Source organism: Tsukamurella soli (assembly GCF_039541155.1).
GTDB lineage: Bacteria > Actinomycetota > Actinomycetes > Mycobacteriales > Mycobacteriaceae > Tsukamurella > Tsukamurella soli.
In genome coordinates this window covers 1-16,097 of the sequence record NZ_BAABFR010000030.1, presented here as the reverse complement: position 1 = coordinate 16,097, position 16,097 = coordinate 1, and the positions used below count along the sequence as shown (strand labels likewise).

At 70.9% G+C, this 16,097-nt stretch carries 19 protein-coding genes, 1 tRNA gene and 2 pseudogenes; 16 read left to right on the top strand and 6 right to left on the bottom strand.

The features are described from left to right. Window positions 1-72: 72 nt before the first annotated feature. Window positions 73-855, top strand: a complete 783-nt coding sequence (locus tag ABD908_RS11465) for a DUF1684 domain-containing protein (RefSeq protein WP_344995360.1) — start codon at window positions 73-75, stop codon at window positions 853-855. A gap of 10 nt (window positions 856-865) precedes the next feature. Here the strand turns inward: ABD908_RS11465 and ABD908_RS11460 are convergent, their stop codons facing one another. Continuing rightward, entirely contained in the window at window positions 866-1,471 is a 606-nt protein-coding gene (locus tag ABD908_RS11460; protein WP_344995357.1) for a TetR/AcrR family transcriptional regulator, read from the bottom strand. A gap of 91 nt (window positions 1,472-1,562) precedes the next feature. On the opposite strand from ABD908_RS11460, the gene ABD908_RS11455 reads away from it, so the two are divergent. After that, window positions 1,563-2,996, top strand: coding sequence for an FAD-dependent monooxygenase (locus ABD908_RS11455; RefSeq protein WP_344995354.1), 1,434 nt, complete (start codon window positions 1,563-1,565; stop codon window positions 2,994-2,996). A gap of 62 nt (window positions 2,997-3,058) precedes the next feature. Beyond that, a complete protein-coding gene (locus tag ABD908_RS11450) occupies window positions 3,059-4,831 on the top strand; it encodes an HNH endonuclease signature motif containing protein (RefSeq protein WP_344995351.1) in 1,773 nt (590 codons plus the stop codon). A 15-nt stretch (window positions 4,832-4,846) separates the two neighbouring features. Here ABD908_RS11450 and ABD908_RS11445 read toward each other — a convergent pair whose 3' ends face one another. Continuing rightward, window positions 4,847-5,671, bottom strand: a complete 825-nt coding sequence (locus tag ABD908_RS11445) for a siderophore-interacting protein (RefSeq protein ID WP_344995348.1) — start codon at window positions 5,669-5,671, stop codon at window positions 4,847-4,849. 62 nt (window positions 5,672-5,733) lie between these two features. Continuing rightward, window positions 5,734-6,555 carry a helix-turn-helix domain-containing protein gene (locus ABD908_RS11440; protein ID WP_344995345.1) on the bottom strand — a complete coding sequence of 274 codons (822 nt, stop codon included), beginning with the start codon at window positions 6,553-6,555 and terminating at the stop codon, window positions 5,734-5,736. Between the two features lie 27 nt (window positions 6,556-6,582). Here ABD908_RS11440 and ABD908_RS11435 point away from each other — a divergent pair, with 27 nt between their 5' ends. Together ABD908_RS11435 and ABD908_RS11430 are read left to right on the top strand one after the other, a co-directional pair. Continuing rightward, on the top strand, window positions 6,583-7,068 hold the full coding sequence (locus ABD908_RS11435; protein ID WP_344995342.1) for a VOC family protein: 486 nt from the start codon (window positions 6,583-6,585) through the stop codon (window positions 7,066-7,068). An 80-nt stretch (window positions 7,069-7,148) separates the two neighbouring features. Continuing rightward, window positions 7,149-7,580 carry a hypothetical protein gene (locus ABD908_RS11430; RefSeq protein WP_344995339.1) on the top strand — a complete coding sequence of 144 codons (432 nt, stop codon included), beginning with the start codon at window positions 7,149-7,151 and terminating at the stop codon, window positions 7,578-7,580. Window positions 7,581-7,600: 20 nt separating this feature from the next. Here the strand turns inward: ABD908_RS11430 and ABD908_RS11425 are convergent, their stop codons facing one another. Continuing rightward, the gene (locus ABD908_RS11425) at window positions 7,601-8,125 is read right to left on the bottom strand and encodes an Rv1352/Rv1906c domain-containing protein (protein WP_344995336.1); all 525 of its coding nucleotides are present in this window, start codon (window positions 8,123-8,125) and stop codon (window positions 7,601-7,603) included. A gap of 120 nt (window positions 8,126-8,245) precedes the next feature. Here ABD908_RS11425 and ABD908_RS11420 point away from each other — a divergent pair, with 120 nt between their 5' ends. The 5 genes and pseudogenes from ABD908_RS11420 to ABD908_RS11400 form a co-directional block, all read left to right on the top strand. Next, the gene (locus ABD908_RS11420; RefSeq protein WP_344995455.1) at window positions 8,246-8,875 is read left to right on the top strand and encodes a YigZ family protein; all 630 of its coding nucleotides are present in this window, start codon (window positions 8,246-8,248) and stop codon (window positions 8,873-8,875) included. Window positions 8,876-9,136: 261 nt separating this feature from the next. Next, window positions 9,137-9,313 (top strand): hypothetical protein, encoded by a 177-nt coding sequence (locus ABD908_RS11415; protein WP_344995334.1) that lies wholly within the window; start codon window positions 9,137-9,139, stop codon window positions 9,311-9,313. A 96-nt stretch (window positions 9,314-9,409) separates the two neighbouring features. Further along, window positions 9,410-9,483: transfer RNA gene (locus ABD908_RS11410), tRNA-Pro, on the top strand. Between the two features lie 345 nt (window positions 9,484-9,828). Next, window positions 9,829-11,391 (top strand): PGRS repeat-containing protein, encoded by a 1,563-nt coding sequence (locus ABD908_RS11405; protein ID WP_344995331.1) that lies wholly within the window; start codon window positions 9,829-9,831, stop codon window positions 11,389-11,391. Window positions 11,392-11,637: 246 nt separating this feature from the next. Next, a pseudogene (locus tag ABD908_RS11400) lies at window positions 11,638-11,742 on the top strand (VOC family protein); the annotation flags it as partial. Between the two features lie 67 nt (window positions 11,743-11,809). On the opposite strand, the gene ABD908_RS11395 reads toward ABD908_RS11400, so the two are convergent. After that, window positions 11,810-12,112 carry a WYL domain-containing protein gene (locus ABD908_RS11395; RefSeq protein WP_344995328.1) on the bottom strand — a complete coding sequence of 101 codons (303 nt, stop codon included), beginning with the start codon at window positions 12,110-12,112 and terminating at the stop codon, window positions 11,810-11,812. 163 nt (window positions 12,113-12,275) lie between these two features. On the opposite strand from ABD908_RS11395, the gene ABD908_RS11390 reads away from it, so the two are divergent. Both ABD908_RS11390 and ABD908_RS11385 read left to right on the top strand, forming a co-directional pair. After that, complete coding sequence (locus tag ABD908_RS11390) at window positions 12,276-12,959, top strand: MBL fold metallo-hydrolase (protein ID WP_344995325.1); 684 nt, start codon at window positions 12,276-12,278, stop codon at window positions 12,957-12,959. 68 nt (window positions 12,960-13,027) lie between these two features. Further along, window positions 13,028-13,261, top strand: coding sequence for a hypothetical protein (locus tag ABD908_RS11385; protein ID WP_344995322.1), 234 nt, complete (start codon window positions 13,028-13,030; stop codon window positions 13,259-13,261). Between the two features lie 123 nt (window positions 13,262-13,384). On the opposite strand, the pseudogene ABD908_RS11380 reads toward ABD908_RS11385, so the two are convergent. After that, window positions 13,385-13,714 (bottom strand): annotated as a pseudogene (locus ABD908_RS11380) (IMP dehydrogenase); the annotation flags it as partial. A gap of 156 nt (window positions 13,715-13,870) precedes the next feature. On the opposite strand from ABD908_RS11380, the gene ABD908_RS11375 reads away from it, so the two are divergent. From ABD908_RS11375 to ABD908_RS11360, 4 genes are read left to right on the top strand one after another with little or no spacing between them, the layout of a single operon-like run. After that, window positions 13,871-14,737 carry a helix-turn-helix transcriptional regulator gene (locus ABD908_RS11375; protein WP_344995319.1) on the top strand — a complete coding sequence of 289 codons (867 nt, stop codon included), beginning with the start codon at window positions 13,871-13,873 and terminating at the stop codon, window positions 14,735-14,737. A gap of 24 nt (window positions 14,738-14,761) precedes the next feature. Beyond that, window positions 14,762-14,989, top strand: a complete 228-nt coding sequence (locus ABD908_RS11370; RefSeq protein WP_344995316.1) for a cupin domain-containing protein — start codon at window positions 14,762-14,764, stop codon at window positions 14,987-14,989. A gap of 48 nt (window positions 14,990-15,037) precedes the next feature. Continuing rightward, on the top strand, window positions 15,038-15,592 hold the full coding sequence (locus tag ABD908_RS11365; protein WP_344995314.1) for a hypothetical protein: 555 nt from the start codon (window positions 15,038-15,040) through the stop codon (window positions 15,590-15,592). Beyond that, the gene (locus ABD908_RS11360; protein ID WP_344995312.1) at window positions 15,592-15,960 is read left to right on the top strand and encodes a VOC family protein; all 369 of its coding nucleotides are present in this window, start codon (window positions 15,592-15,594) and stop codon (window positions 15,958-15,960) included. Before ABD908_RS11365 ends, ABD908_RS11360 begins: the two co-directional genes overlap by 1 nt. Window positions 15,961-16,097: the final 137 nt, after the last annotated feature.

Sequence of the window (16,097 nt, the reverse complement as noted above, 5' to 3'; positions counted from 1 at the left end):
GCAGCGAGTCGAATGGAAGGTTGCGGGCCGGCGTGGCGTTGCACCCCGTGACGTCGACGGACAGGAGTCCCCATGACCACCGCATCGCGCACTCGATTCGCCGCGGACTGGCAGGACTGGCACGCCGCCCGCGAGCGTGACCTCGCAGCCCCGTTGGGGTGGTTGGCGATCACGCGACTGGAGTGGCTCGGCCCCGAGCCGGAGCGGTTCGACGGGCTGCCCGGGGCCTGGTGGTTCGACGGCGATACTGCGCACCATGAGGGCGACGACGGTGCGCGGCGCGACTTCACCTTGCATCCGACCGGCCCGGGGGAACTCGTCGAGGACGGCGACCGCCGGATCGAGGTCGCCCGCCGCGGCGACGGCTACCTGATCCGGGTGCACGAAGCGGAGTCGCCAGTGGTGCGTGCGTTCCGCGGCGTGCCCGCGTTCGATCCCGACGAGGCGTGGGTCGTGTCGGCGCGCTTCGAACCGTACGCCGAGCCGCGCCCCGTCACCGTCGGTGCCGTGGCCGAGGGGCTCGAGCACGTGTACACCTCGCCCGGCGAGCTCGTGTTCGCGTGGGAAGGCGCCGAGCGCCGGCTGATCGCGTTCAACGGCAAGGGATCTGGACTCTTCGTTCTGTTCACCGACGCGACGTCGGGCGTGAGCACCTATGCCGCGAACCGCAGTCTGGCCGTCGCCGCATCCGACGCTGTGCTCGCCGCCGGCGGCGAGGTGGTGCTGGACTTCAACCGCGCCGTCAACCTGCCGTGCGCGTTCATCGACTTCGCGACCTGCCCGCTCCCGCCCGCGGGTAACCACCTGCCGTTCGAGGTCACCGCGGGGGAGCGGACTCCATTCGAGCGCGCGTGAACCGATTCGCTCAGTAGTCGCGGCCGGTGAGGCCGCGGTAGACGAATCGGGTCAGCGCCTCGACGGCCTCGTCGTCCGTCGGTGTGTCCGCGGGCTGTTCCAGCCAGGCCTGCGCGGCACCGTCGAGCAGGCGGTACATCATCACGATCGACAGATCGGCCGTCGCCGGTAGCCGCATGCCCGCGGCGGTGACGCGGTCGAGGTGGTCCTCGATGTCGGCGGCCTGGGTTGCTGTGAACTCCGCGAGGGTCCGCGCGAACTCGTCGCTGACCAGCGCGGCCTGGCCGAGCGCGCGCATCGTCGGCGCATGCTGCCGGTAGAAGTGCCAGTACTGCGCGACGTGCCAGCGCACCGCCGCGGGATCGGAGAAGTCCGAGAGATGGTCGCCGGCCAGGGCGCTCTCGTCACCGGCCGCGGCCAGGTCGGCGAGTAGCGCCGCCAGCAGCTCCTCCTTGCTCGCGAAGTGGTTGTAGAACGACCCCGCGGCTCGACCCGCCTCGGCGGTGATGTCGGTGATCTTGGCGTTGAGGTAGCCCTTCCGGGCGAACACCGCGCGCGCCGCGGCCTTCAGCGCAGCCTCTGTCTCGGCCGCCTTCTCCTTGCGCCCGTTGGGCATCCGCACCTCCCTCGACGTCCCCCTTGACCGTAGACCCTAACAAGCGCAGTATGAATCTAAATTCACTGAAAATAGATTCATTGGAGGAGTCGTGGACACCGAAGTACTGATCGCCGGAGCCGGACCCACCGGCCTCACGCTGGCCATCGACCTGGCGCGGCGCGGCGTACCCGCGCGGATCGTCGATGCGGCCGGGACGTTCTTCACCGGCTCCCGCGGCGACGGGCTGCAGCCGCGGACGCTCGAGGTCTTCGAGGATCTCGGGGTGCTCGACGCCGTGCTGGCGGCGGGCGCGCCGGCGGTGCCGTTCCGAATCCACATCGGCGGCACCGTCGTAGGCGAGCGGATGATGGCCGAGCCGGTCGCGCCGTCACCGTCGACGCCGTACCCCGACACGTACTTCCTCGGTCAGTCGCAGACCGAGGGCATCCTGCGTGATCGGTTGGCGGAGTTAGGAGTCCGGGTCGAACTCGGCGCCGGGGTGGTCGGCTTCGAGCAGGACGCCGACGGCGTGACGGCGACGCTCGGCACCGGTGAGGTGGTGCGCGCCGCGTACCTGGTGGGCGCCGACGGTGGCCGCAGCACCGTCCGCAAGCAGCTCGCCATCGAATTCGAAGGAAGCACAGACGAATCCATCCGGATGCTGCTCGGCGACGTCCGCGCCGACGGGATCGACCGCGAGCACGGGCACTGGTTCGCCGGTGCCGACGACCCGATGCGCGGCATCATGTTCAGCCCGCTGCCGAGCACCCCGTACTTCCAGTTCGGCGCGCCGCTCGGCGAGCGAGACCTCGTCGTCGAGACCGCGTTGCCAGCGCTGCAGTCGCGCCTGGACGCTTTGTCGGGCGGAGGCGTGGTGCTGTCGGATCTGGCGTGGTCGACGGTGTGGCGACCCAATGTGCGCCTGGCCCGGCGATTCCGGGGCGGTCGGGTGTTCCTCGCGGGGGATGCTGCGCATGTGCACCCGCCCACCGGCGGGCAGGGACTCAACACCGGCGTGCAGGACGCGTACAACCTGGGCTGGAAGCTCGCCGACGGGTCGCCGGAGTTGCTCGACAGCTACGAGCCGGAGCGGCGCGCGGTTGCGGCGCGGATGCTGGGGATCGCATCGGGCCTGCTGCAGAAGTACGTCGACGGCGACGAGGATGCGCACAGGCGCGGCGAGGACACGCGGCAGCTCGACGTGACGTACCGCGGCGGGCCGCTCGCGCCGGACGCGACCGGTCTGGTACGGCCCGGCGACCGGGCGCCCGACGCGCCGCTGGTGCGCGCAGACGGCCGGCGGGTCCGGCTGTTCGAGCTGCTGCGCGGACCGCGCGCGACCCTGCTGCGGTTCGGCGGGACGGGTACCGGTGTCCCCGATGGTGTGGCGACCTATCGGATCCTGCCGGCGGGGAGCGTCGCAGGTGCGGGTGAGCTGGTCGACGAGGGCGGGAACGCCTTCGCCGCGTATGACGTGGCTCCGGGTGCCGAGGTACTGATCCGGCCCGACGGTTACGTCTGGTCGATCACGCCGCGAGAATGATCGAACAAAAAATCTAGTAAACTCCTTGCCAAGCCGATGTGGCCTGGATTACACTCGAATGTATGAGCAGGAATGGCGAGGGGTTCGAATTCCTGGGGGAGGTGAACAGTCCTCTCCCGGACGGTGTGAAGGTGCCCGGCGATATCGCGGGCGCGCTGGTCGCGTTGGCCGACGGTGCCAGGGTGCGCAACCGGGATGACGCCAGGCGGGTGCTGATGGTGTCGGAGGTGTATCGACTCCGACGCGAACAGCTCGGCTGCGGAGTCGATCCATGCGCGGTGGTCTCCGGGTTCGTCGACGACTTCGACGTACTGGAGGCGGAGCTGGGCGCCGCGCTGCAGGTGGGGCGGGCGGCCGCGGGCCGGGAGGTCGCGTTGGCGCTGGACCTTCGAGAGCGGGTGCCGGACGTCTTGGCGTTGATGTCGACCGGCGTGTTGTCGCTGCCCCTGGCACGCGTGGTCGTGGCCCGCGGGCAGGCGATCGCGGACCCGGCGTTAGTGGCCGAGTTCAGTCGGCGGGTGGCGGCTCAGTTGCAGGCGCGCCTGTCGAGGCACGGCGCGACGCTTACGCCGCGGCAGGTGGAGGCGCTGGCGGACAAGCTGATCGCGGTGATCGACCTGGATGCGCGCCGGGAGAAGCCCAAGACGCGGCGCGACTTCCTCGACGTGTCCCCGGCCGCGGGGGACAAGGCCGTTGTCACGGTGCGGCTGGCGCGGGAGAAGGGCGCGCAGCTGGCGGGGTTGATCGATGAGGTTGCAACGACGGTGTGCTGCGATGACGGACGTGATCGGCAACAGCGGGAGGTGGACGCGTTCTGTGCGATCATCGACGGCTATGCCACGCTCGGCTGCCGGTGTGGCGCGGCGGCCTGCGAGTGGGGTGAGCGGCGGCCGCGCGTGGAGAACCTGCCGGACCGGGTACACGTGGATCTTCTGCTGGTCCTCAACGAGACCGCCTACACCGGGCCCGATGCCGACAAGTCGGATTCCGCGTCGCAGGAAGGCGAGGCATGCCCGGACCTGTTCGGTGAGGACAGGGGATCTGCCGCAGCGGGGCCGATTCCGCCTGGGGCCGGGTCTACCGGTGCGGTGCCCGCGCCGTTCGTCGCCCGGGATCCCGCTGCGCCGGCGATCGCGGGCGCAGCGGGCATCTGGTTGCCGGGCTTGGTGGTCGCGGGCGGGCATGTGGGTGCCGGACTCGGTGGGCCGGTGGGTGCGGGCGACCTGCGGTCCATGCTTGCGCGCTGCGAGGTGCACGTCCGGACGGCCGGGACCCGGCGGGCGGACGGCACCATCGTCGCCGCGGCCGGGAGCGGTTATGTCCCGACGGCGGTGCAGCAGCAGGTGGTGCGCATCCGCCACGGCGTGTGTGCGTTTCCGGGCTGCCAAGTGCCGGCGGAGCGGTGCCAGCTCGATCACGTGGTCGAGTACGACCACGCCGATCCCGCATCGGGCGGCGCTACGGATGTGTGGAATATGGTGCCGCTATGCGGCTTTCATCATCGGATCAAGACCCACACGGGGTGGCTGTCGGATCTGCTGCCGGACGGCACCGTCGAGTGGCGGCACCCCGACGGGATGGTCTACCTGGCTGGGTTGGAACAGGGGACGGATCTGTTCCCGGCGTTGGATGCTCTGGCGTGGGAGACCCGCCGGCATGGCACGACGGCCGGCGAGGCCGGTGCGCCTGATGAGCAGAAGCCCGTCGACGGTGCCCCGTCGCGGATTCAGGCCCGCAACCGCCAGCGGGAGGCGTTGCGGGAACGCAACCGTCGGCTGCGGCACGAGGATGACGAGGCGCTCGGCCTCCAGCGGGACGAACCGCCGCCCTTCTGACCCGCCCTCGCCGCGTCAGTCGATCTGGCCGATCGGGGTGCGCTTCTCGGCCTGGAAGGCGTCCTCGGCGCGGCCGCGGGCCCAGTAGCCGGAGATCGACAGCCGGCTACGGTCGATCTGCTTCTCTCGCAGCACCTTCCGCACGGCTTTGATGGACTCGCGCTCGCCGTGTGCGAAGACGTGCACCGCCGAGACGTCCTCGGGCCATGCGGCGGCGGCCACGGCCTGGGCGAGATGGTCGACGTCGGCGGTGTCGGGGTTCACCAGCCACCCGATCTCCACGCCGTCGGGGTGGATCAGGTCGATCGCGTCGTCGGGGGAGGTGACCTCGATCAAGGCGACGCCGCGGGCACCGTCGGGCAGCGCCTCGAGCGCGGACGAGATCGCCGGCAGCGCCGAGAGATCGCCCGCCAGCAGGTGCCACGAGGCCTCGGGGTCGGGGGAGTATCCGCTGCCTGGGCCCATGAGGACGAGGCGTTCGCCCGGCTGCGCGCGCTGCGCCCACGGGCCGGCGAGGCCCTCGTCGCCGTGTACGACGAAGTCGATGGCGAGTTCGCGGGCCGCGCGGTCGAAGCGCCGCACGGTGTAGGTGCGAGTCACGGGGCGCTGCTCGGGCGGCAGCTCGGCTAGGTCGTACGGCGGCTCGAGGCCGAGCGCGGGGTCGGCGAACAGCAGCTTGGCGTAGGCGTCGGTGTTGGGGAGCCCCTCGATCTCGGGATCGCCGAAGCCGGCGAGGGAGTCGCCCGTCGCGGTGACGCGGACGAGGTGGGGGCTGATCTCCTCGGTCTTGACGACGGTGAGGACGTGCTGCGGGCGGTTGCCGCGGCGTGGTGCGGTCATGAGGCGGGGTCTCCGTTTCCTTCTGGTTCACGACCACCTTACGCGTCGTTTCTTAGGGTTACCTACATCACGGGTGGCTGGCGGGCAGCGTAGGCGGCCGGGCTGATCCCGGCTGCGGCTGTGAAATCGCGCGTGAAGTGGGCCTGGTCGTACCAGCCGAGCCGTGCCGCGAGGTCGGCCAGCGGTACCGCCGGATCGGTGTGCAGTTCGGCGAGCGCGTCGTGCAGCCGGCACCGTCGGATCATCCACTGCGCGCCGACCCCGACGTGCGTGCGCAGCAGCCGCTGCACCGTCCGCTCGGACAGACCGTGTCGGGCGGCGGCGTGCGCCACCGTGGTCACCCGGTTCTCCCGGATGTCCCGGGCGAGCGTGGCGACCGTGTCGAGCGGGCCGTCGTCGTCGGTGGTGTGGAGGGCGTCGGCGGTGGCGATCAGCGCGTCGAGCGCCTCGGCGGGAGAGGCTGCGACATGGACGGCCGCCAGCTCGGGGCGGTCGAGGCGCTCGACGCGGTCGGTCAGCGGGTGGGCGGGCCGACCTGTGAGGGCGGTGAAACCGCCCGGCGTGAAGGCGATTCCGTAGCAGTAACCGGCGGAGGCGAGCACGATGTCGAAGCGCCGGGTGGGCACGCCGTGCACCAGCTCGGCGGGCAGGTGATGCCCGTAGCGGTCGGGCCCCGCCTCCGCGGTGACGTGGATCGACGGGTACGAGATCACCTGTGACGGCTGACGCTGCGGCGCCCGCAGGTTCCACCGCACCGACCAGAAGTGGCTCACATAGCGCTGTTGGTGCGGCGGCGCGGGGGCGCTGCGCAGCTCGAAGACCGCGCCCGCGTTCTCCGGCCGGAGGATGCCCGCGGCCGGTGGCGGATTCGTCCAAGACACCATGGCCGCAGCCTAGCGAGGATGTACGACATGACTTCCGAAACCACCGCGCAGCCGTACTTCCGCCCCGACGGTTACACCACCATCACCCCCTTTCTCGTCGTCTCGCCCGCCCGCGCCGCGATCGAGTTCTACCGGGAGGTGTTCGGGGCCGCCGTCATCGATGTGACCGATGGTCCGGACGGCACAGTCGCCCACGCCGAGTTGGACTTCGGCACCGGGCGGCTACAGCTGTCCGACCCGGCACCGTCGTTCTCCCTGGTCAAGCCCGACGGTTCGAAAGATGTGAACCACTCGTATGCGATCTACGTCCCCGACGTGGACGCGACCTTCGCGCGCGCCGTAGAGCACGGCGCGACCCCGTTCGAGGAGCCGGCGACGTTCGTGACCGGCGACCGTTTCGGGGCCGTGCTCGACCCGTTCGGGCACCGCTGGGCGATCCTCACCCGCGTCGAGGACGTGGACCCGGCGGAGGCCAAGCGTCGGGTCGACGAGTGGGTCGCGCAGAACACCTGAGTGGACGACACGGTGATCTTGACGAAACCTTGACGGGGCGTGTACTTCTCGGCTCACCCGGGGGCGGGTAGACCGGATGCGTGACGTTGATGGAGATTCTGCCCTCGGTGGCGCGGGCCGGCGAGGCCCGCTCGTTCGGCGACGCGTGGCCTGGAGACACGGCGATGGCCGGCGCGGACGTCCTGCTCGGCGACGAGTCCGCCTGCGCGCTCGCCGCCGCGGGGTCGAGCCTGCGCGGCACCGTCCTCGTCACCCGCGTGACGCGGGTCGTGCGCTCGGGAACCCGCGTATGGTGCCGGGTCGACGGCGTGCTGCCGCGCGGATTCGACACCGTCGACCTCGCGTGGCCGGGCGCCCGGCTCGCGGGCGCGACCATGGCCGATGTCGAACTGCGTGACGGAACCGGCCTGCGGCGCACCGTCCGCGCCGAGGTGCCGGTGCGACTCGACGGTGGCGCCCCACTTCTCGTGGCGGTGCGTCGGCGGGCCTGCCGGGTGCGCGTCTCGGTCTGAGAACTGTCTCGGTCTGAGAGCTACCGCACCCGCGTCCAGGAGCCGCAGCCCTCGGTCTGGAAGCTCGTGTCGGAGCTGCGGATCGTGACCGTCCGGGAGCTGCCGCTCTCGATCGGCTCTTCCTGGCCCGACTGATCCTGCGAGGACCGCTGCCAGGAGCAGTCGTCGCCGCCGGATGCGCGATACCTGCCGGGCTGAATCTCCTGACCGACCGTGTAGATGCCGTCCCCCGGGATGTCGGCGGACTGGTCCGAGGTCGTCGAGGAGTCCGTATCGGTGTCGGTCGTCGTGTCGGTGTCCGTCGTATCGGTGTCGGGGGTATCGGTATCCGTGGTGCCGGGGATGCCGACGTCCGGGGTCTGGGTGACGGTGATGGTCTCCGTGGACCCGCCTTCGGCCGACTGCATCGTGGTGGTGCCGGTGTTGGACCCGATACCCACGACCACGCCGATGACGAAGGCGGCGATGATGCCGATGATCCAGGGCCAGTGTGGGGAACGGTGCCGCTCGGGCTCCGACGGTGCCTGCAGCGGTTCGGTGGTCACCGGGCGCCTCCTGGGGTGTCCTGCATGGTGCGACGATACGTGGCGGCAGGCGACGTCGCTACGCCCACAGCGGGTTCACAGGCGATCGGTGGCGCAGACCCGGTCGAGGAGAATGGACAGATGCCCGGATACCTGACCATCGCCCGCGACGGCCAAGCGGAGATCGAGGTGAAGCGTTCGCGCTTCCTGTGCACGCTTCGGCGGGTCGAAGACGAAGCGACTGCGCGGGCGGTCGTGGTGCGGGTGCGTAAGGAGTTCTGGGACGCACGGCACCACTGTTCGGCTTTCGTGCTCGGGCCGCCGCCGAGCCCCGTCGAGCGCACGAGCGACGACGGGGAGCCCGCCGGTACCGCCGGGGCACCGATGCTCGAGGTGCTCCGTGGCAAGCCGGTGTCCGACGTGGTCGCGGTGGTCACGCGGTGGTTCGGCGGAACGCTGCTGGGGGCGGGCGGATTGGTACGCGCGTACTCGGACTCGGTGCGCGTCGCGCTCGACGAGGTGGGCACGCTGCGGCGGGAGTTGTTGGGAGAGTGGACGGTCACCGTCCCGTACGACGGTGCCGGGCGGCTCGAGAACGAGGTGCGCGCGGCGGGGGTCGCCGTCTTGGAGACGGTGTACGGGGAGTTGGTGACGTTACGCCTGGGTGTGCCCGCCGCCGATCGGCCGCGGCTCGCGGCGCTGGTCGCCGGCGTGACCGCGGGCGGCGCGGAGCTCGAGTCGGCGGGGGAGCGGTGGGTCGACCGGGTGTGAGCGTCCCGCTACTATTCAGCTGCCGGCATTCCCGTCGGCCTGCACCGGCCGCGCCACGAGACGGCGCCTGCGAATGACGATCTCATACCGGAGGGCGTACCCCTTTCACCTGCGGTGAATCCGCACAGGCCCCGGCGTCCCCGGGAGGACGGCGCCGCACTGCGGTACCTAGCACAGTGGCGGCGACACGTCCAGACCGTCGAACGCCTGATGCGCTCGCAGCGCTACATCTCCACTCGCTGTCCATGCTGCGACCCGGGCATGGTTCAGGACGACGCCCGGGCGCGCCTCGAACGGCTCATGCGTAACGGCGGCCGGCGTGCGCATCGGCTGCGAGTCGCGGTCGAGGAGATCGATCAGCGGTTCCGGGACGTCACCGTCGAGGGCGGTGGACCGCGTGCCTCCGCGTGGTGGGAGCGTCGCGTACCGCGGGCGTGAGCGGCGTCAGGCTACTGGGACGGGCGTTATGCAGGCGATTTCACGCCTGCTGGGGGCGTGCGGTAGCCTCGTACAGCACCGCGAGAGCGGGAGCCACGGGCTGTGGCGCAGCTTGGTAGCGCACCTGACTGGGGGTCAGGTGGTCGCAGGTTCAAATCCTGTCAGCCCGACAGAAGAAACGCCTGGTCAGAAGGTATTCTGGTCGGGCGTTTCGACTATCTCCAGCAGGTCGATGTGACACGACACGACACATCGGGTTCGCTATTCCTCCCAGCGCAGCCCGGACGCTGTCCGCTGGCTGATGCGCACACGGCGGATCCGGTGACCGTCGCCCGCGCGTGGCGGTCGGCGGGTGGTTCAGCGGTTCCGCGAGGTGGTTGTCGGGCGGAATGCCTGCGCCGCGGGCATCGGAACCCGTAACGTCGGGGATTGTCGGCCGTGGTGTCACGACGGCTCCCGGACCGCGCGGAGACGACGACAGCGTCTCCGGTCGATCGTGGACATGAGGAGCCACCATGGGCAGACGTTCTCGCACCCGTCTCTGGATTCCCGCCGCGGCCGCCTTGGTGAGTGTGGCGGCGCTGGTGGCCGCGCCCCCGGGCGACGGTCTCGCGCGGGCGGCGACGGCTCCGACCCCGCTGCTGCCGACCGTCCCTGCCGGAATCTCTCTCGCCGCCATCGAGCCGGTCGTTGCACCGATCGTCGGCGTCCTCGACGCCGCCGATACAGCGATTGGAACCACCGCGCTGACCGTGGCCGCCGTGACTGCTCCGTACGATCCGCTGGCATCGGTGGTGGCGGTGTTCGTCGGCAACGGTGGTCCGGGGCAGAACGCCGGTCTGCTGATCGGCAACGGCGGCAACGGAGGGCCCGGTCAGAACGGCGGTGATGCGGGGCTGCTGTACGGCAATGGCGGGAACGGCGGTGACGCCACTGCGACCGAACCCGCAGGCAACGGCGGCGACGCGGGCCTGCTCTTCGGAGTGGGCGGGAACGGCGGCAACGGCTTGGCCGGTACCGCCGGTGTGGAACTCACCTCCGCGGACGGCACCACGGCGGGCGGCGACGGCACCGATGGCACCGCCGGTGGGAACGGTGGGAACGGTGGTCTGTTCTTCGGCATCGGCGGCGACGGTGGTGACGGCGGTGCGGGTGGCGTCGGGGCGGCCGGTGTCGATCCGGCATCGAGCGGCTCTCAGGCCCCCGACGGGACCACCGTGACGTCGTTGGGTGACACCGTCGGCTCGGCTGGTGGCGACGGTGATACCGGGACCACGTCGGGGCAGGCCGGCGGTAACGGCGGCGACGGTGAAACGGCCGAGGCGGTCAGCGCCACCGGCGGTGCTGGCGGCGACGGTGGTGACGGCGCGCCCGGCGGTGCCGGCGGCACCGGTGGTGACGGTGGCTTCGGCGCGGCGAACGTGGTCGCGACCGGCGGTGCTGGTGGTGACGGCGGCGACGGTGGCGAAGGCGCGGATGGCGGCGGCGGCGGCACCGGCGGCGGCAGTGGGGTCCCCGTCGATGCTGTCAGCGGTGGTGACGCGATCGGTGGCACCGGCGGTGATGGCGGTAATGGGGGCGACGGCGCCTCGGGTGGGTCCGGCGGAGCCGGCGGAAGCGGTGGTGCCGGCGGTAGCGGCGGGCTGATCACCGGTGCCGGCGGGAGCGGGGGCACCGGTGGTGCCGGGGGTGCCGGGGGCAGCGGGGCCTCCGGCGGCGCCGGGGGCAGCGGGGGCAGCGGCGGAGTGGCAACGTCGGTCGGTCCGGGGAACACGGCGGTATCCGGCGACGGCGGTAACGGGGGCGCCGGTGGCAACGGTGGATCGGGCGGCGATGGTGGTACCGGCGGGAATGGGGGTGTCGGCGGCGACGCGGGTCTGTTCGGACAGTCCGGCGCGGCTGGCGCCGGCGGGTCCGGCGGTGACGGTGGATCGGGTGGTGCCGCCGGTGTCGGGGGCGCGGCCGGATCGGGTGGGGCCGCCGGTGCCGGCGGAAGCGGCGGCGCGAACGGCGGCGCGGGGGCCTCTGGGCACCAGGGCACATCCGGGTCTCACGGTGTCGGCGGGCGGGCCGGGTAGCACTTCCCGCCCGTCCGGTCCCTCCCTCGGGGCCCGGCCGTGGCCCTTCGGCGGCGGCATCGGAGGCGGCGAGATTCGGGAGCTGGGCGCGGAGGTCGCGACCGGCGATGTAGGCGGAGAAAGATCAGGTGAGGGGTACCTGGCGATTCGGCGTGAACTGGGCGAACGCTCCAGCAGCCTTTTGGCGGTCGGATGATCGCAGGTTCAAATCCTGTCGACCCGACGTATGCAACCACCTGGGTCGGAGGACCCGTGACCAGGATCGGGGCACTCGGACCGATGACCTCCCACTACTGCCGTGACTTCGACGGCAACCTGATCAAGATCGCGGTGTACCCGGCGCGGGACTGAACGTCGCCGCTGAGGGCGGTGGCTCGGCCGACGGTAAGGTCGGCGAAATATGTTGCTGTGTAGTACTTTACAACTGTGCGTCGATCGCGAGTAGGGGTGCGGCGTTTCGCTGGTAGCCGGCGGGGTCAGCGAGGAAGCGACGCTCACCGACTTGCACGTGCGTCATTTTGGCGAGAGTGAACAGCCACCAGGGCTGGCCGCGCTGCAGTCCTGAGTTGCTTCCGCCTGCAGCCTGGTATGCAAGGAGGGTGAGCTTGCCTCGACGCGACTCGCCAAGCGCTGCTGGTTGCACGACGCGGTGTCGTCCGTCGTAGCCGAACTCGATCTCACGACGGCTCTCGATCGCTTCGACGATCGACTCTCTCAGCATCTCGCCACTCCTCAGCCGATAGGCCCGAATCAGATGGTCGGTCGGTCGGCGCCGATATGTCTACCTGCCGACTGTTCTACCCGTGATCTGGGCTGGAGCCGGACACCCGCACGCGACCGGGGATCTCGGGCACCCGACCGGTCCCGTAGTTAGGATCAGCAGAGTGTTGACTCGCATCCTGCCGCAGCTGTACGCCCTGACGTTCCCTGAGGTGGCGGCGGTGAACGTCTACATCTGGCTGGACGGGCGCGAGGTCACCCTCATCGATTCGGGCGTGCCCGGCAGCGCGCCTGCGATCGCTGCGGTACTCGTCGAACTCGGCCGCAGGCCCGCGGACGTCGTCCGGCTGATCGTGACCCACGGCCACGTCGACCACTACGGGTCGGCGCCCGACGTGGCCGGTTGGGGTGCGGAGATCCTGGCGCACGTCGAGGATGCCCCCGTCCTGCGTGGCGACGTCCCGAAGCCGGAACCGACGCTGCGGGATTGGGAGCGCCCGATCTACGAGGCGATTCCATCGCGGCCGGCGCCGACGGTGACCGTCGACCGCGAGCTGCGCGACGGCGATGTACTCGACTTCGGTGGTGGCGCACGGATCGTCGCGATTCCGGGGCACACGCACGGCAGCATCGCAGTCCATCTGCCGGCGCATCGCGTGCTGTTCGTCGGCGACACCGTCGCCAACGTCGGCGGCTACACCGTGCCCGGCACGTTCAACGTCGACTGTGACGCCGTCGGGCGGCACGCCGCGGCGATCCGCGACCACGACGTCGACGTCGTATGCGTGGGACACGGCGAGCCGCTGTTCGGTGCGGCGCTTACGCGGTGGCGGGACGCCGGTTCGTAAAACTGTTCCGGCGCTGCGCATCTCGGCGTCGACGGCCGAGGTGTATGGGCGCGCCTAGCATCGGGACGATGGACGGTGCGGAGACGATCGTGGAGCGGGTCCTCATCGAGTCGGTCGAGGGATGCGGGATCAGACACTGGGCGAGGATCGACGACGTCTCCGCGCATCACCCCGGATTCGAACCGCTGGACGTCCATCCCGACCTCGCCGACGAACTGATCCAGACTGCGCTGTTCGGCGGCGTGATACACCTCGCCTCCACCGCACGTAGCCGCGGCCTGTTCATCGAGGCTCGGGAGTGATCGGCCTCGTGGTCCAGATCACGGTCTCTGCGGGCCGACGAGGGCGAACAAGCCGGAATCGGACCGATTCGACCGAGACTCCGACCACCTGCGAGACCGGTTGATCGGGATGCTCAGACGGCGAGTAGCACCTTCGTGGCGTCGGGTCGCGCCGCTCGGCGCCCATCCTGTGCCCAGTACATCGGATGCGGCGAGCAGCGCGGGGATCTGCTCGGGCGTCGGCTGGGCGACCAGGGTGCCGTCGGCGAGGGGGATGCGGGCGGGCTCGGCCTGTGTCCCGATCAGCCCCATGAGGACGGCGTGCACGCACCGGCACTGGTAGCCGTTGCGGACTTCGAGGGGTACGCACGTCGGAGCCGATCTCCTCGATCGCGCCGACGAACTCGTGGCCCATGGGCGGGGGCCGTCGACCTCCTCGATGCCACGGTGCGGCCACCGATCCGAGCCGCACACTCAGGTGGCGGTGACGCGGATGACGGTCTCGACCCGTACATCGCCGGGGGCGTGCGTGGCGACTCCGCGCACAGCGGTACTCCTTCGGTTCTGCCGGACATGAGGGGTACCGGCAGTGACTGTCACGGAACCGCGGGTCGCCCCTATGGTCGAACCGTGGACAACCGAGCCGAGGTACGCGAGTTCCTGATGTCGAGGCGCGCCAAGGTGACGCCCGGGCAGGTCGGTCTTCCTGCGGGAGGTGGCCGGCGCGTGGCCGGGCTGCGGCGCAGTGAGGTCGCGATCCTCGCCGGCGTGAGCGTCGAGTACTACACGAAGCTCGAGCGCGGCGCGATCGCGGGCGCGTCGTCGTCGGTGCTCGAATCCATCGCCGCCGCACTCCGACTCGACGAGACCGAGCGTGCCCACCTGTACGACCTCGCACGCGCCGCGGACGGTGTCCCGACGTCTGGGCGGCCCCGCACTCGGGCCACGAGGTCGGCCGGATCCCGGCCGAGCCTGCAGTGGGCGCTGACGGCGATCACCGACGCCGTCGCGTTCGTCCGGAACGGACACCAGGACGTCGTCGCCGTGAATCCGCTGGGGCGGGCGTTCTTCTCGCCGATCCTCGGTGACGGTGGTCGCACCCCGAACCTGGCGCGATTCCAGTTCCTGGATCCGGCCGCGCACGAGTTCTATCCGGATTGGGAGCTGTTCGCGCAGATGTGCGTGGCGATCATGCGCGCCGAGGCGGGGCGGGATCCGCACGACCGGGCGTTGCAGGACCTGGTCGGCGAGCTGTCGACCCGGAGCGAGTACTTCCGGACGCTGTGGGGTGCGCACGACGTCCGCACGCACGGGACCGGCACTAAGCGCTACCACCATCCCGTGGTCGGCGACGTGACGCTGGCCTACGAGGAACTGCTGGTGACCGCAGAGCCCGGACACGTCCTCATGATCTACACCGCGGAGCCGGGATCGCCGTCCGCGGAGCGTCTTCGCCTGCTCGCGTCGTGGTCGGCCGAGCAGGCGACCATCCGATAGTCGACCACTGGCCAGACCCTGCACGTGACCGAGGGCGCCGGCTACGTGCAGACCCGCGGCGAGCAGCTGATCGAGTTGCGCCCGGGTGACACCGTCTACACCCCGGCGGGCGAGTGGCACTGGCACGGCGCCACCGCTGAGGACTTCATGTGCCACCTCGCGCTGTGGGAGGCCCCCGAGCCCGGGAGCGACGAGCCCGAGACCACGTGGGGCGAGCACCTCACGGAGGACGAGTACCCCGGTCACAGCTGATCGGTCGCTACCCTGGGCTCGTCGGGTCCTTCCACGAACGAGGAGCGCATGACCTACTACGACCCTCGCGACGAACGCACGCAGCAGTTCGGTCCGAACGACGCCTACCAGCAGGGATACGAGGACGCGTATCGCGAACAGCACGCCACCGGCCGGGCGGCGGCGACGCGGTCCGAGCCACCGGTTCTGGACGTCCCCAAGTTCGTCATGGGTTCGGTGCTGGTCGCCGTCGTCGCGGGCCTCGCGGCCTGGCTGGCGACGTCGGCGCTGAACTGGCTCTACCGGCTCGCCGACAGCGCGGACTTCGCGGCGGCCCAGCGCTCGCTGACCCTGACCATCGTGGCGGCGGCGTTCCTGACGCTGATCGGCGCGGGGCTGTTGGCGCTGCTGATCACCTCGGCGCCGCGGCCCGGGCTGTTCTTCATCCTGATCGCGATCGGCGCGGGCCTGGTGATCACCCTCGGCCCGCTCGCGAGCGGGGCGAGCAGCTGGCAGATGTGGGTGTCCACCGGCGTGATCAACGTGGTCCTGTGCCTCGTGGTGCCGATCCTGCTGTACCAGGTGGGTCGCGCGACCACCGATGCGCGCCGAGTGCGGTTCTGATGGCGGTGGGACAACTGGCGTCGATATCGATCGACTGCCCCGACCCCGACGTGCTCGCGGGCTTCTACAGTGCCCTGCTCGGGCTCACCGAGGCGTACGCGCGGCCGGACCGCAGTGTGATCTGTCTGGCGGGCGCGGGCCCGATGCTCACGCTGATGCAGGTCGCCGACCACGCGCCGCCGGCGTGGCCGGACGGGGCGCAGCGGCAGCAGATGCACATCGACGTGGCGGTCGACGAGCTGGAGGAGTCGACGGCGGCCGCCGTCGCGCTCGGTGCGACGGTGGCGCGGGCGCAGCCGGGCGACGGCTGGCGGGTGTTGCTCGACCCCGCCGGCCACCCCTTCTGCCTGAGTACCGTGCGGCCCTGAGGCAGGCGGGTCCGTCAGCCGAGGCGGCCGTGGGGCGCGGGCGCGACGGGTGTGGCCCATCGCCTGAGGGACCAGCGTGGCCCCGCGGCGGGCTCCGCGGGGTGGCTGAAGTCGGATCGTAGCCATGTCGTTCTGTG

Coding starts and splice junctions, on each gene's coding strand:
- ABD908_RS11465 (WP_344995360.1), top strand. CDS start 73: ATGACCACCGCATCGCGCACTCGATTCGCCGCGGACTGGCAGGACTGG.
- ABD908_RS11460 (WP_344995357.1), bottom strand. CDS start 1,471: ATGCCCAACGGGCGCAAGGAGAAGGCGGCCGAGACAGAGGCTGCGCTG.
- ABD908_RS11450 (WP_344995351.1), top strand. CDS start 3,059: ATGAGCAGGAATGGCGAGGGGTTCGAATTCCTGGGGGAGGTGAACAGT.
- ABD908_RS11445 (WP_344995348.1), bottom strand. CDS start 5,671: ATGACCGCACCACGCCGCGGCAACCGCCCGCAGCACGTCCTCACCGTC.
- ABD908_RS11440 (WP_344995345.1), bottom strand. CDS start 6,555: ATGGTGTCTTGGACGAATCCGCCACCGGCCGCGGGCATCCTCCGGCCG.
- ABD908_RS11435 (WP_344995342.1), top strand. CDS start 6,583: ATGACTTCCGAAACCACCGCGCAGCCGTACTTCCGCCCCGACGGTTAC.
- ABD908_RS11420 (WP_344995455.1), top strand. CDS start 8,246: ATGCCCGGATACCTGACCATCGCCCGCGACGGCCAAGCGGAGATCGAG.
- ABD908_RS11415 (WP_344995334.1), top strand. CDS start 9,137: ATGGTTCAGGACGACGCCCGGGCGCGCCTCGAACGGCTCATGCGTAAC.
- ABD908_RS11405 (WP_344995331.1), top strand. CDS start 9,829: ATGGGCAGACGTTCTCGCACCCGTCTCTGGATTCCCGCCGCGGCCGCC.
- ABD908_RS11395 (WP_344995328.1), bottom strand. CDS start 12,112: ATGCTGAGAGAGTCGATCGTCGAAGCGATCGAGAGCCGTCGTGAGATC.
- ABD908_RS11385 (WP_344995322.1), top strand. CDS start 13,028: ATGGACGGTGCGGAGACGATCGTGGAGCGGGTCCTCATCGAGTCGGTC.
- ABD908_RS11365 (WP_344995314.1), top strand. CDS start 15,038: ATGACCTACTACGACCCTCGCGACGAACGCACGCAGCAGTTCGGTCCG.
- ABD908_RS11360 (WP_344995312.1), top strand. CDS start 15,592: ATGGCGGTGGGACAACTGGCGTCGATATCGATCGACTGCCCCGACCCC.